At 68.1% G+C, this 12,814-nt stretch carries 13 protein-coding genes and 2 pseudogenes; 7 read left to right on the forward strand and 8 right to left on the reverse strand.

Annotated features, from left to right (window positions below):
- The first annotated feature begins 79 nt into the window (after nucleotides 1-79).
- Both IE170_RS31710 and IE170_RS31715 read left to right on the forward strand, forming a co-directional pair.
- On the forward strand, nucleotides 80-469 hold the full coding sequence (locus tag IE170_RS31710) for an AlbA family DNA-binding domain-containing protein (protein WP_189812934.1): 390 nt from the start codon (nucleotides 80-82) through the stop codon (nucleotides 467-469).
- On the forward strand, nucleotides 421-864 hold the full coding sequence (locus tag IE170_RS31715) for a hypothetical protein (RefSeq protein ID WP_189812935.1): 444 nt from the start codon (nucleotides 421-423) through the stop codon (nucleotides 862-864). Before IE170_RS31710 ends, IE170_RS31715 begins: the two co-directional genes overlap by 49 nt.
- 95 nt (nucleotides 865-959) lie before the next feature.
- Here IE170_RS31715 and IE170_RS31720 read toward each other — a convergent pair whose 3' ends face one another.
- Nucleotides 960-1,382, reverse strand: coding sequence for a MerR family transcriptional regulator (locus IE170_RS31720; protein WP_189812936.1), 423 nt, complete (start codon nucleotides 1,380-1,382; stop codon nucleotides 960-962).
- Nucleotides 1,383-1,437: 55 nt separating this feature from the next.
- Here IE170_RS31720 and IE170_RS31725 point away from each other — a divergent pair, with 55 nt between their 5' ends.
- The 4 genes and pseudogenes from IE170_RS31725 to IE170_RS33420 all read left to right on the forward strand — a co-directional run bounded on the left by IE170_RS31725 (nucleotide 1,438) and on the right by IE170_RS33420 (nucleotide 4,382).
- Entirely contained in the window at nucleotides 1,438-2,409 is a 972-nt protein-coding gene (locus IE170_RS31725) for an oxidoreductase (protein WP_189812937.1), read from the forward strand.
- Between the two features lie 133 nt (nucleotides 2,410-2,542).
- Nucleotides 2,543-3,545 (forward strand): annotated as a pseudogene (locus IE170_RS31730) (IS481 family transposase).
- A 26-nt stretch (nucleotides 3,546-3,571) separates the two neighbouring features.
- Nucleotides 3,572-4,159: pseudogene (locus IE170_RS31735) on the forward strand (helix-turn-helix domain-containing protein); the annotation flags it as partial.
- Complete coding sequence (locus IE170_RS33420) at nucleotides 4,107-4,382, forward strand: ATP-binding protein (RefSeq protein ID WP_189812938.1); 276 nt, start codon at nucleotides 4,107-4,109, stop codon at nucleotides 4,380-4,382. The pseudogene IE170_RS31735 and the gene IE170_RS33420, both read left to right, overlap by 53 nt.
- Here the strand turns inward: IE170_RS33420 and IE170_RS31745 are convergent.
- A complete protein-coding gene (locus tag IE170_RS31745; RefSeq protein ID WP_189812939.1) occupies nucleotides 4,283-4,945 on the reverse strand; it encodes a hypothetical protein in 663 nt (220 codons plus the stop codon). The two genes, IE170_RS33420 and IE170_RS31745, sit on opposite strands and share 100 nt — an antisense overlap.
- Before the next feature lie 370 nt (nucleotides 4,946-5,315).
- Here IE170_RS31745 and IE170_RS33425 point away from each other — a divergent pair, with 370 nt between their 5' ends.
- Complete coding sequence (locus IE170_RS33425) at nucleotides 5,316-5,570, forward strand: hypothetical protein (protein ID WP_189812940.1); 255 nt, start codon at nucleotides 5,316-5,318, stop codon at nucleotides 5,568-5,570.
- A 237-nt stretch (nucleotides 5,571-5,807) separates the two neighbouring features.
- On the opposite strand, the gene IE170_RS31755 is transcribed toward IE170_RS33425, so the two are convergent.
- The 6 genes from IE170_RS31755 to IE170_RS31780 form a co-directional block, all read right to left on the reverse strand.
- Nucleotides 5,808-7,388, reverse strand: coding sequence for a YrhB domain-containing protein (locus IE170_RS31755; RefSeq protein WP_189812941.1), 1,581 nt, complete (start codon nucleotides 7,386-7,388; stop codon nucleotides 5,808-5,810).
- An 18-nt stretch (nucleotides 7,389-7,406) separates the two neighbouring features.
- Nucleotides 7,407-9,071 (reverse strand): putative T7SS-secreted protein, encoded by a 1,665-nt coding sequence (locus IE170_RS31760; RefSeq protein WP_189812942.1) that lies wholly within the window; start codon nucleotides 9,069-9,071, stop codon nucleotides 7,407-7,409.
- A complete protein-coding gene (locus IE170_RS31765; RefSeq protein WP_189812943.1) occupies nucleotides 9,071-9,709 on the reverse strand; it encodes a hypothetical protein in 639 nt (212 codons plus the stop codon). The genes IE170_RS31760 and IE170_RS31765 overlap by 1 nt, the downstream gene beginning before the upstream one ends.
- Nucleotides 9,706-10,140, reverse strand: coding sequence for an SseB family protein (locus IE170_RS31770; protein WP_189812944.1), 435 nt, complete (start codon nucleotides 10,138-10,140; stop codon nucleotides 9,706-9,708). Before IE170_RS31770 ends, IE170_RS31765 begins: the two co-directional genes overlap by 4 nt.
- A 757-nt stretch (nucleotides 10,141-10,897) precedes the next feature.
- Nucleotides 10,898-11,650, reverse strand: coding sequence for an NPCBM/NEW2 domain-containing protein (locus IE170_RS33555; protein WP_373299092.1), 753 nt, complete (start codon nucleotides 11,648-11,650; stop codon nucleotides 10,898-10,900).
- Between the two features lie 373 nt (nucleotides 11,651-12,023).
- On the reverse strand, nucleotides 12,024-12,221 hold the full coding sequence (locus IE170_RS31780) for a DinB/UmuC family translesion DNA polymerase (RefSeq protein WP_189812946.1): 198 nt from the start codon (nucleotides 12,219-12,221) through the stop codon (nucleotides 12,024-12,026).
- Between the last annotated feature and the right edge of the window lie 593 nt (nucleotides 12,222-12,814).

A 12,814-nucleotide genomic window follows, 5' to 3' on the forward strand; every position in this document is an offset into this window, starting at 1 on the left:
GTGTTGTCGGCCTCCGGATCGGGCAGCGCCCGGGGGAATTCCCCGGTGGTGAGCAGGCTGCTTGGTGGAGCATGAGCGGATGAACAACTCTTTGTTCGCTGCGTCGGCGGCGGATCTCACGATCGAGCGCATCCGTGCCCTCGCCGCGCGGCCGGACCAGGTGGAGAGCCTGACGCTGGAGTTCAAGCGCGAGTACTCCAAGAGCCTGCTGACGACCATCGCGGCGATGGCCAACACCTACCGCGGCATGATCCTCGTGGGCATCAACGACAGGGTCGAGGCAGGCGTTGACCGCGTCGTCGGCACCGACGCCCAGGAGACGATCGATAAGGTCGCCAGCGGTTGCCGTGAGAAGTTCGACCCTCCGTGGGAGCCGACCTTCAACCCTGTCCCGTTCGACGATGATTCCGGACTCTCAGCGTGGTGGTCATCCGGGTCGAAGCCAACACCGCCCCCCGCCCTCTGCTGATAGACCTGAAGGCCCCGATCCGGCTGAGCGGGCAGAATTCCACCGCCGACCGCGACCGGCTCCTCAGGCTCGCCCGTGAGGAGCCGGCTGCGAACGTGCTGCCCATGGGCCAGGGCCTCATGGCCCCGCACCTGAACTCGGACGACGAGGGCAAGCCCGCCGAGGACTTCGTGCTCCGTACCGGCACCAACCTCCCGATGGGAGAAGCCGCCGCCTGGCGCCCGCTTTCCGAGCGGTCCGTCGAGTGCCTGGCCCGGGTCCTGAACGAGTCTGTCCTCCCCGGCGCGCTGCGCAATCTAGGTGTATTGACCACGAGCGTTGTTAACAGGCCCCAGGTCTTGATCATGGCGAAGACCTCCGGTGTGGTGGAGGTGTCTAGGTGTTGCGGGTCATGACGTTGTTGACGCTCCTGGCAGGGCATATCCGTGCAGCTGCGCTGTGCCGGGGCTCGTCGCTCCATGGGTGGCGCACCGCACCCGAGGAAGTGGCTTCAGGTAGTCGGGGCCCAGAGCCCGCCGGCTTCACCGCGGGCGAGGTGCTCGGTGTAGACGGCGACCTTCCAGGTGATGACGGACCGGCACTCCTCCAGCGCCTGGATCTGTGCGTCGACGCGCTGTCGATGGGTGTCGAGCAGGTGCAGGCGTTCCGATTCGTTGCCCGGTCCGCGGCGTACCAGTTCGGCGAAGTGCTTGAGGTCGGCGAGCGGCATGCCGGATTCGCGGAGCTTGACGCAGATCAGCAGCCATTCGACATCGAAGGAGGTGTAGCGCCGTCGGCCGCCCGACGTGCGCTGGACCGGCCCGACGAGCAGGCCCTCGCGCTCGTAGAAGCGCAGCGCGTGCACGCTCAGCCCGGTGCGCTCGGCCACCTCGCCGATGCTCAGCGACTGCACGGCAGCCTCGCTGGTCGTCATCCCGCTCACCCTTTGGCTTGATCTAGACCTCGCTCTAGATCATAGCGTCAGCGGCATGACCATTACTGATCAGCAGCCGCTCGGCTCGCCCTTCTCCGCCTCCAGCACCGCCGAGGACATCGTGGCCGGCCTCGATCTTTCCGGAAAGACGGCCGTGGTCACCGGGGGCTACTCCGGGCTCGGCCTGGCCACCACACTGGCGCTGACGGCCGCCGGAGCCCGGGTCATCGTTCCCGCCCGCCGCCCCGACGCTGCCCGTGCCGCTCTGAAGGAGGTGAAGAACTGCGAGGTCATCCCCATGGACCTGGCCGACATCGACTGTGTCCGCTCAGCCGCAGCGCACCTGAGCGGCCGGCTCGACCGGATCGATGTCCTGATGGCCATCGCCGGCGTCATGGCCACCCCGGAGCGGCGCGTCGGGCCCGGCTGGGAGGGCCAGCTCACCGCCAACCACTTCGGGCACTTCACCCTCGCCTGCGAGCTCTATCCCCTCCTGGCCGCCGCGGACGGCGCGCGCGTCGTCGTCAACAGTTCCGCCGGACACACCCTGACCGGCATCCGCTGGCACGACCCGCACTTCCGTACCGGCTACGATAAGTGGCTGGCCTACGGCCAAGCCAAGACCGCCAACGCCCTGTCCGCCGTGCACCTCGACGCCATCGGGCAAGGCGACGGCATCCGGGCCTTCGCCCTCCACCCCGGCAAAATCATCACCGGCCTCCAGCGCGAGATGGCTTTGAAGGAACAGATCGACCGCGGCTGGGTGGACGAGCACGGCAATGTCATCGGCGAGGGCTTCAAGACCCCCTCCCAGGGCGCCGCCACCGGCCTGTGGGCCGCCACCTCCCCACTCCTCGATAACCGGGGCGGCCTCTACCTGGAGGACTGCGACATCGCGCCCCTCTCCGCCCCCGGAACCCCCATGGACGATGGCGGCGTCCGCGCCTACGCCATCGATCCCGACGAGGCGGCCCGGCTCTGGGACCTGTCTCTCGCCGCGACCGGCGCCACGCCGATCACCCGATGAAGCCGCGCTCTGCATCTGCCCTACTGCCCGCCGCTGCGGCGGGCAGCACGGTGCGGACCGTCCCCGGGCCGATCACGGCCGCGCCGGGCAGAGACCTCCGGCGTTCCGCCCTCTGAGGCCAAGGGATCTAGGTATGACGCACCGTAATGCACCTCTTACGGCCGAGGGCCGGCAGCGGCTCATTGAACGCTGCCGCACCCGCCCGATCGCGCACGTTGCCGCCGAGATGGGCATCTCCCGTGCCTGCGCGTCGAAATGGGTCAACCGCTACCGCCGGCACGGGGAACTCGGTCTGCTGGACCGTTCGTCCACACCGCGACGCCAGCCGACCGCGACTCACCCGGACGTCGTGGCCAGGATCGAGGCACTACGCCGGGCCGAGAAGTGGTCGGCATCCCGGATCACGTTCGAGCTCCAGGCCGAAGGGTACGCACTCAGCCGCCGCACCGTCTCCCGGCACCTGCTCGCCCTCGGCCTTAACCGGCGCCGATTCATCGACCCCAGCGGCGACACGAACCGGGAACCGCGGAAAATCAACGCCCGCCGTCCCGGACACATGGTCCACATCGACGTCAAGAAGGTCGGCCGGATCCCGGACGGCGGCGGCTGGCGCGTCCACGGACGCGGGAGCGCTCAAGCCAAGACCGTCGAGCGCCGCAAGGCTAAGGGCGCACGCGGCGGCTACGTCTACCTTCACTCCGCCGTCGACGGATACAGCCGACTCGCCTACACCGAAGCGCTCTCCGACGAGCAGGCCACGACCGCCGTCGCGTTCCTGCACCGGGCCAAAGCCTGGTTCGCGGCCCACGGCATCGCCAGCATCGAACGCATCGTCACGGACAACGGGGCGTGCTACCGCGCCAGCGCGTTCGCCCGAGCCCTGCTCGGCGCACGCCATCAGCGCATCACGCCGGTACACCCCTCGTCACAACGGCAAGGTGGAGCGCTACAACCGGATCCTCGCCGAAGAGTTCCTCTACGCCCGCACGTGGCACTCCGAAGCCCAACGCCGCGACGCCCTCGATGTCTGGAATATCCATTACAACTATCACCGCCCCCACGGCGCGGCAGGAGGCCGACCACCGGACCAACGACTACGCGCAGGCGTAACCAACGTCCTGGCCTCATACATCTAGGCTCCACACCACACACGGAGGTCTTCGTGTCCCACCGTTATGCCCGCCTGACCGTTCACGGCAGGCGGATCCTGGTCGAACGTGTCCTGGCGGGCCGGCCGGTTGCGCACATGGCGGCCGAGATGGGCATATCGCGACCCACCGCCCACAAGTGGGTCCGCCGCTGGAAGACCGAAGGCACCGCGGGCCTGGCCGACCGCCCCAGCACGCCGCTGAGGACCCCGCACCGGACCCCGGTCGCCGTGGAAGAACGGGTCTGCGAACTGCGGCGGTCACGCAAGCTCGGGCCGGCCCGGATAGGTCCCGTCCTGGGACTGCCCGCCTCCACCGTGCACCGGATTCTCACCCGCCACCGGCTCAACCGCCTCGCCTGGCTCGACCGCCCGACCGGCACCCTGATCCGCCGATACGAACGCGAGCGACCCGGTGAGCTGGTCCACGTCGACGTGAAGAAACTAGGCCGGATCCCCGACGGAGGTGGCCACAGAACCCTCGGCCGCCAGGCCGGCCGGGCCACCCGCTCCGGCGTGGGCTTCGACTACATCCATTCCGCCGTCGACGATGGCCACGAACTCCCCGTTCGCGGAGTGGGACAAGATCTTCGGCGACCCACGCCTCTGCGCGGCCATCGCTGACCGGATCACCTTCCGCTGCACCCTCATCCAGACCGGCACCGAGTCCTACCGTTTCCGCATCACCGAAGCCGAACGGCGCAAGTTACCGGGCTGTTCACGCGGTCAGTCCCGGTTGGAAAGAGGGGTCCGCAGTTCCACGCGAAGCCGGATCGAAGTGTCGATGGGCAGTCCCAGGCTGGCGAGCCGAAGGTCCTTCGAGTAGTTCGCGATGAGGTCGAGATCCCGCAGCTGCCGCTGGAGCTCGGCAACGGTTGCCTCGTCGAGGTCGGCTACTTCCTCTTCCTGCTCGGCGAGGTGCTCAAGGTGCTCGTCCACAGCGTCCACGGCCCGTCGGCTTGCCCAGACTGCGAAGTCACAGCACTCGAACAGGTAGGCGTGCGCGGCATACAGCGTCGTGGCCGCTGCGTTCTCGTCCGCATCGTCGGGACCATCCTGGCCATCGTTGTGGCAGTACTCGCTGAGCATGTACTCGGCCACACCCCGCTTTACCGCCGTGAAAGCGGTCGAGTCCCCGAGGGAACCTTCCCATACGGCGTTCAGCAGAGGGCGCAGACTCATAGTGAACGGCGCCCGATCCTCCTCGGGTAGTGCTTCATGCCAGCTCATGAGTCGCTCAGCTGTACCGACGGCGAACACTCCCCGCTCGCTCGACGACATGGCCGCCAGGCGACCCTCTACCTCCGCCGACAACTCCTGCCACGTGTCCAAAACCGAGCCACCCCCGAGTCGAGATTTCGGCGAGCGCACACCCGCCTCGGGGATCATCGCACCAGCCCCTGACACGCTTGAAAGCCAGCCACCGGCTCTCGCATCAGAGAGGCGGGCCCGTCCGCACCGCGCCTGTCAGGGACACGGACCGGCAGGGCCCAGGCCGCCAACCTACTGGCCGACGTCCATCCGCTACGGCAGACACTCCACTCGATGTCACTCGATCAGGGTGGCTCTCGTTCTCGCCGCAGACCATGGACCCACACCGTTGTCCATCTTCCGCACAGATGGACCAAAGCGGCTCTCGAAGCCACCGCCCACGCGGCTCTCGTTCACCCCGCCGAAAACAAGAGGCCAGCCAACGTCCCACGGTGGTTCGGATGCCTCCGCTGATGCTGCAACCCAGGGCTGGGGGCAGGACCCCGTGGTGGCCCCTCTCACTCAGCCCGAAGCCCTCCGGGAACGCTTCCAGGAACTCGCGGCGAGCCGGGTTGTTCTCAGCAGATGCCATCTCCCCGACCAGCTCGATCAGCTCCTGCAGCTGATCACTCGGCAGCGTGCTGACCACGTGAGCAACACCCTCCATAACCTTGACCGCGTCGTCCTGATCCATCTGCTCGTCTTCGCTGCCGTCTATGAACCACAGGACATCGACCAAAGCCTCGGCCAAGGCACGAGTTAGGGACGGGTACGAGGACGAGGACGTCACGGGGGCTCCCAGCGGATCAACGGCAGAGTCCTGCCATCCCACCACACACCACTGACATCACTGTCCGTGAGACTCCACAAGAAGTGGACCAGAGCCGCTTCTGACCTACACAGCCACCAGGCTCGCCCCGCCTGCGCCCCACCGCCTGTTCTCTTCCTCAAAGGCAGTCAAGCCTTCGGGTCGAACCCTCCGCCTCGTCGCCGGTGCATTTCAGCGGTAGCGAATCACCCGGACCCCGCTCGCCTGCAGCCCATCCAGATCCCGGAACTCTTCGGCGGACGCATCGACGATTCCGAGGAGCCCTTCCCGAGTGCGGAATCCCGTCAGCAACAGCCCAGTGGACCCACGCCCGCGGCGATCCACGCGCCTCACCCACAGCAGTGACCGCCCACCGGGTGGCAGGGCTGCGAGCGCGGCCGTGGCCGCCGTCACGGTCGGGAACTCGGACACGTCCAGCACGCGTCCCAAGCGGGCCATCGTTGGGCCGAACCACTCGGCCTGGCCGGGCAGCGGAGTAGGTTCGGTCTCTTCCCCCCGGTCCCAGGCGGCGAGGTACCCCCACGGATCGGAGTTGGGCAGCAGGAACGGTTCGCGGCCGTCCTTGGGTACGACGAGTCCGGCATCGAGCATGGTGCGGCGCCAATCCCCGCTATGCAGGGCCGCGGTAGTCTCGCAGGCGAACAGCCAGCCCCGAGCCGTCTCGTCATCCGGCGCCGGAGCCACCAGCTCGACCGGTTCGTCGTAGGTGCGCTGCAGCCACTCCTCGGCCTTGCGCAGCGCATCCTCAAACGTGGCCGCTCCACCGGCGGCCATGCTGGCCTGCGCGGGCTGCACCCGCGCAAACACCAGTTCCTGCACCGTCACCGTGTCAAGCCGCGCGAGCCCGCCCGTCATCCCGTCGAGGAACACGACGTCGCCATCGTGGTTGTGCACGTACAGCAGGTGCCCGCTGGCCTCGACACCACCGATGGTCCTGCGTACCCATACCACGCCCTGGGTGCCGGGCCCGGTCTCGGAAGCCCGGCCGATCACCTCGTGCCAGGTTGCACAACGCAACTGCTCGGCGCCGGGGAAGTAGCGCCGCAACAACAGGTTCCACCACCCCGGTGCTTCGTGCACAGGCTGCCAGGACAGCGGCGAGGACGGCGCGCCGACGATCGCTGAGGCGACGCTCACGACGGCCCCTCGTGCGTTCAGCCGTCGTGCCTGCGTCTGCCGGTCACGCGGAGCGGGTTCCCGGGTGTAGGCGGCGGTATCACCCCAGGGGTCGTCCGAGGCAGGGTGGAACGGCTCACCTCCGTCCTTCGGCACGACGAGGGAAGCGGCCAACATCGGAGTGCGCGGGTACCCGGGCTGATCAATCGTCCGGCATGCAAACAGCCAGGTCCCGGCGTCCTCGGCAACCGGCTCGGCCCTCGCCAGTTCCACGAGCCCCCGATACGTCGCATCAAGCCAGTTCTGTGCGACGAGCCGAGGGCCGGATGCCACGGACCGCGTGTCCGTGGGCGGCCAGGTGCCGCGTTCGAGCATGTCGAGGTAGACGGCGAGGGGGACCGCGGACGGGGGGCCGTGGGGCGCGGAACCGTCTTTGGGGACGATCACCACCTTGGTGAGTGGACCATGGAACTCGTCTCCCGAGTCCAAACTCTCCTGGGTGTCGAACCTGATAACCCACGCCGCCCGGTGCTCGTACGACTGCTCGGGCAGCAAGACGATCGTCCACGGCTCGTTTGCGTACGCCTGGGCGAGATGAGCGCGGGCAGCCTCGAGGGCTTGGTTCTTCGAGTGCACGGGTCTTTCCTGTCGGCCTTATCGGTAGGGGACGTGGGAGATGCGTTTCACATAGGGCTCCAAGGAGGCGAGCGCGCCTGTTTGCCCGTCCAGGAAGACCACCCCGTGTGGGGTGTTCACCGCGTTGAACACATGCCCGGTGTCGTTGTAGCGGCGGATCGCGACAACGCTCCGCGCGCCCTCTCCGCGGCTCTCGAGATCGCGGATGATGTCGTCGTAGCTGCTCACAACCTTCTTCGCGTCCGCCGTGACACCAAGCTCCCTGAAGGGTATGTCCCCCGCATGCGGGCGAGGCGCAGCGGACACCTCGGCACCGTCCAGCCGACGGTCAACCGTGACCACGTTGTTGGTGCAGTTCTCGGTGTAACCGGGCTGCCACCGGTTGTTGATGTCCTTCAGCCAGGGGAAATTCGCATCCACGTATTGCTGGGCCACGTCGGGCGCCACAGAGTCAGCGTGGATCGCCTTCTGCCTGACCTGTGCCGTCGACCGGGCGAGGTCGCTCCACGGGTCGGGAACCGCAGCCTTCTTGGCTGCCTGCTCTGCCGTCTCCTTCGCCAGGTCGTCCGCGAACCGGGCTGTGGTGCGGGTCAGGCCCGCGCCCTTGCCGGCGAAGATCTCCGGAAGGAGGCGGCCGCCGAACTCGGACGGGTCGGCCATGATGGAGTCGATCAGCGGCCCGGGTATGCGTTCGGGGTGGGAGGCGGTGGAGACGAGGCCCGCCAGCGTCGTGTTGACGTGTTCGGAGTGCTCGGCCGGGTGGGTCAGGTTGTAGGGGTCGAGGGGGTTCAGGAATCCCCGACCGAAGCTGACGGCCCCCGCCACGCCCTTGATCGCGCCGCCGAGGAAGTGGACCCCCTCGATGCCCTGGGCGCCCTGATGGTCGAGGGCGTTCGCCAGGGCCCGCTGTGCGGCCGAAGGCTTCGCCGGGGCGTGCTCGACCGCTGCGTCGAACGCCTTCTGCGCCATGCGCGCGACGTCGTCGCGCTGGCTGCGGGCCGCTTTGAGGATCTCCTCGGCGCGGTCGCGGCTCGCCTTGCCCACGTCGCCCGGATCGGTCGGCCGCGGTCCGGCGTCGCCGCCGGCCGCGGACGCCGTCTCATACGCCGTGAGGGCCTTGCGGTGGGCCGCCTCGGCATCCTTGGTGGCCTTCTTGCCCTGCCGGTACGCCTCGATGGCCAGCTGTGCCTGTGCCTGCGCCCACTCCACGATCTCCGCGTAGGCGTTCAGGGCCTGGGCTGCGGATTCACAGGCGGACGCGGCGCGCAGCCAGTCGCCCGGGTGCAGCGCGAACTTCTCGCGGAACGCGTCGGCCGCCGCGCCCTTCCAGTGACCGGTGTCCAGGGCGCGCATGCCTGCGCCGACGTTCTCGAACGCCGCCTGAAAGTCCTTCAGGTGCGATGCCGACTCGCGGATCTCGGACGGCGAGCCGTGGACGAGCTCGTTGGCCTGCTCCGTCTCTCCAAGGTTCTGCTCGCGTACGGTGACACCCGCGCCGGAGGCGAAGCGGTCGCCCCAGTCCTCCACCTTGTCGGCGGCGCCGTGGGCGCCGACGTGGTCGAGCGCGGCGCCGATGCCCTCGGTGGCCCTGTCGACTCCCTCGCCGACCGACTTCATGGCGGAGTCCCAGCCGTGCTCCGCTTTCTCCAGACCCTTGTTGACCAGGTCGCCCCAGTCCGCCATCAGTGCTTGCCCTCCGACTGCGCTGCCGGCCGGGGAGCCGGTCCGACCATGCCCTCGACGAAGGCGTCCTGCTTGTCGCCCAGCCCCGCCGCGTCGATCACCTGGTTGGACAGCAGGATGTCGGAGCTGTTCGCGTCACGGATGGCGGTCTTCCACGCTTCCTTGCTGTTCGCGTCGGCGCGCGCACGCGACTCGGTGCTGTAGTCCGCGTCGCGGATCTGCGTGTAGGGGTTGTCGGCCAGGACCTCGGTCCAGCCCTTCTTGGTGATCTCGTCCTCGGAGGCGTACGGGTTGCCCATACCGGCGTTCGTCAAGATCTTGAAGGCGCCCTGGAGGTACTGGTCCTGCTCGTGGATCATGCCGGCCGACAGGCCGACGTTCACGGCGAAGGCGTTGCCCTGCTGGACCAGGGAGCGCACCCCCCACTCCCAGCGCTCGCAGAACGTCTTCATCGCGGCGGTCAGGCCGTCGTGGCCCGTCTGCACACCGGTCAGGGCCAGCTTGGAGAAGCCGCGGCCCATGCTCGCGTCGCCGACCGCGCCGAGCTCGCCCAGCTCGGACAGCGCATCCGTGATGCCCTTGGCTATCTGCCCCAGAGCCTGCTTCGAGACATCCAGGTCCTTGTCGTCCCCGCTCATGCGGTACGCCCCCCGTCGAGCGCCACCGCATCGGGAACGATCCCGCGCACCGGCGGGAACACCGCACCGTCCGGACCGGCAGCGTTGAAGGCCACCCCGCACGGGAAGTCCAGCACCGGCAGCACCTCGTCCAGCAACCGGGCACCGCCGATCCGCCGGTACGGCCACTCGCGGCCGACCTCGTCGCGCGCCACCGCGAACCGGTACAGGGCCTCCTCGTCCGAGAAGGCGCATATCCAGTCCAGACCGTGGAGTTGCGTCGTCCACGGACCGCCGTGCTCGTCCGACGGCACCAGCACGATGCCGTCCCGGAAGTCCGCGAGACGCTGAAGCGCCGCCGCCCGCGCCACCTCGTACGCATCAACGACCGGTGCCGCAGCCCGTGTGGCGGCCTCGGCGCGCAGCGCGCCCCATTCCTCGTCGAACCCCACCCCATAAGCCCTTCGTCCAGCCGCCTGCGCTCCGCAGCCGTTCATGATCGGATGCAATTCTGCCGGAAGCACACGCCAACCTCGCTGTTCCGACACACGCAGAATGAGACATGCGTGCGACATGACTATCAGCCTGCCGCCGTTCCGCCTGGCTGTGCGAATGGGCAGGTCGTACGGGTGCTTTACTTGCCGAGGCGGCCCATGCGGTGGCGGACCGTGTGGCGGAGGACCCGGCTGGGCCGCCCGCCGGTCATCTGACGCGCCGCACTGAGAGCAGACGAGCACGGCGCCGACGATGGGCCGAAGCACCACGACGACGGGGCGCGCCCGCGGGCAGCATGCAGCGTGGACCCACATGCCGCCCCCGGCCGTCGAAAGGGAGGGAGGGCTGTCGGCGAAGGTGTCGAGGGCGCGCGGATCTTGGCCCCCGGGTATGCCGCCAGCCGGAGCCCCTGACCCCAGGTCAGTGGAGCGAGCCCTCGCCCAAGCGGTGGGGTGTCAGGTCTCCTCGGACACGCAGCGCTCGGGGCGGTGCCGTCAGGCCTGCTCCGGGGCCAGCCCGGGCCGAGGCCGGACGGGGGCTGGCCGGGCGTGGTTTCCCCCTGGCCCCATTTTCCCGATGCCGCCTCGCAATGCCTCACCCAAGCCCGCGGTCCTGGGTGCGGCGTTGCGAGCAGCCGTCGCTCATTCGCGTAGTAGTCCGCCCGCCGGCCGTACGCCAAGGCTTCACATTGCACTTCTGAAGCGAGCGAATCTCTCAAAGCGGTTCTGACTGTTGTGAGAGTCGAGCATCTCCCCAGGAACCATAGGAATAGTTGTCGTAATGCTCGCCTGCCGTGAAGGAAACCTTGAGCATGAGACGGAGTGCCCCTGAGACGTTGATCTTCACCTTCTCAGACTCGCCCACTCCCAGCTCTCGCTTCATTACCGAGCGGCCGTCCACGAGAGCCTGAAAGGTGATTCGGCCGCCCGACGGGGAGTCGTCTCGGACCCCGATGGTGGCGTCAAACAATCTCCAACGACCGCCAAGATTGTATTCCGCATAGCTACTGGGAAGCGAGCTTTTGTCGACAGAGAAGGACACAGTCTGAGCAAAGGTTCGCCCCCCAAGGTCAGCTGATCCTGTGTACGGGGGGTACCCCCCCGGCAGGGGTTCTAGCTCGACCAGGTACTTCTCTTGCGATTGCACTGGCGGTGACGGCGACGGCGACGGCGACGGCGACGGCGACGATGAAGCAGCCTCCCCCGTCCTCGTTACCGAAGCGCTGACCGGAGGATAGTCGGGACTAGGTCGCGGATGCTCCGGAGGAGAGCCGCATCCCCTGACCCCGAAGAAGGTCAGCAGGGCGATAGCGGTACCCATAACGGTGGCGACGGTGGTCCACATGGCATGCCCTGATCGCTCATCAGTCACAGTGTCATTCTCTCTTGACGGGCAGTACAGGCCGCCACCCACGGTGATCAGACACACCGATCGTGCCCGTGCGGAGGAAAACACGACACAACACATCGCACGATGTCTGCATGCCGGATGATCACCACAACATGATTCAGATCAGCGGGCCGATATTAATGTTCCCCGCTTTGTGTCGGGGGATGGGGTGGTGTTCTTCCCTGGAGGATGGCACGCGGCCCAGGCGGGCGGGAGGTGAACGGTCAGCCGACGCATCCGCGGGTCGCCGATGGGCACGGTGTAGCCGAACCGGCGCGGATCTCGAAGGTCGATGGCTATCTCCGCCCTTAGCCGGCGTTCCCTGCCAGGTCGAAGGAGAGCTGCTCGGCGCGCGGTCTCTGCCATGAGCTGTTCGCAGCGCAGGACGATGCCGCGGAGTCTGCTGCGCCCCAGCATGTCGTACATCTCGTAGGCGGTGTCGCGGAGGTCGTCAGGTGTGCGGGGACGGCCCGCCGGGCAGCTGGCGGCTGCGGTGGACCTCGGAGCGGTCAGCCATCGTGACGGTCATCCTCATCGCCCGGGCGGCCTGCTTTCGGGCGCGCAGGCGGTCGCCGAGCTCGACGACCAGCGAAAGCAGCGCGGCCCGGGCGGCCTCGGGTGCCAGTGTCGCAGGGGAATCGCCCGACACTGTGCGGAAGCTCCGTCGGCACCACCGCCCTGCGGTCGATGCCGCGGGCCACCTCGCGCAGCCGGCGGCCCTCCCGTCCACCGAGGAGGCGCTGCACGGTCGCCTCCGGCAGTTGCGCCAGCAGGCCAGGCCGGAGAAGGTGATCAGCTGCCGGGGCTTGAGGCAGCTGAGCGCGGCGTGCATTGCGATGCCGGCGGCGACGGCGTAGGGCGTCGTCTGTGGGATGAGGAGCGCGATGGGCAGTGTGAGTTCCGCCGCGAGGACGATGGCAGCGCGTCGGCCGTGGCCGATGACCGCCCGCAGGCCGCGGAATGACGGACACTCATACGGTGGTCACCAGCGCAAGCAGTGTGGCCACCACAGCTGGCGGCTGATGACAGCGTAGGTCCGCGCACGTTTGCGGCGCAAATACACAAGAGGGCAGGAATGCAGGGCACCATACGACGAGGGTCTTGGCGGAGAGCAGTGGGCGTCACCGTCGCAGCGCTGGCTACTAGGGGGCGTCTTGTCGATCATGAGTCGAGCCAGATGAGAGTGCTGGCCAGGCTGATGGCGGCGAGATAGCGGTCGGGATGTTTGTCGTAGCGGGTGGC

The organism is Streptomyces toxytricini (assembly GCF_014649915.1).
GTDB lineage: Bacteria > Actinomycetota > Actinomycetes > Streptomycetales > Streptomycetaceae > Streptomyces > Streptomyces toxytricini.

Bases quoted from the DNA above. Each gene is read 5' to 3' on its own strand.
- IE170_RS31710 (WP_189812934.1), top strand. From the start codon at position 80: ATGAACAACTCTTTGTTCGCTGCGTCGGCGGCGGATCTCACGATCGAG.
- IE170_RS31720 (WP_189812936.1), bottom strand. From the start codon at position 1,382: ATGACGACCAGCGAGGCTGCCGTGCAGTCGCTGAGCATCGGCGAGGTG.
- IE170_RS31725 (WP_189812937.1), top strand. From the start codon at position 1,438: ATGACCATTACTGATCAGCAGCCGCTCGGCTCGCCCTTCTCCGCCTCC.
- IE170_RS33420 (WP_189812938.1), top strand. From the start codon at position 4,107: ATGGCCACGAACTCCCCGTTCGCGGAGTGGGACAAGATCTTCGGCGAC.
- IE170_RS31745 (WP_189812939.1), bottom strand. From the start codon at position 4,945: ATGATCCCCGAGGCGGGTGTGCGCTCGCCGAAATCTCGACTCGGGGGT.
- IE170_RS31760 (WP_189812942.1), bottom strand. From the start codon at position 9,071: ATGGCGGACTGGGGCGACCTGGTCAACAAGGGTCTGGAGAAAGCGGAG.
- IE170_RS31765 (WP_189812943.1), bottom strand. From the start codon at position 9,709: ATGAGCGGGGACGACAAGGACCTGGATGTCTCGAAGCAGGCTCTGGGG.
- IE170_RS33555 (WP_373299092.1), bottom strand. From the start codon at position 11,650: ATGTGTTGTGTCGTGTTTTCCTCCGCACGGGCACGATCGGTGTGTCTG.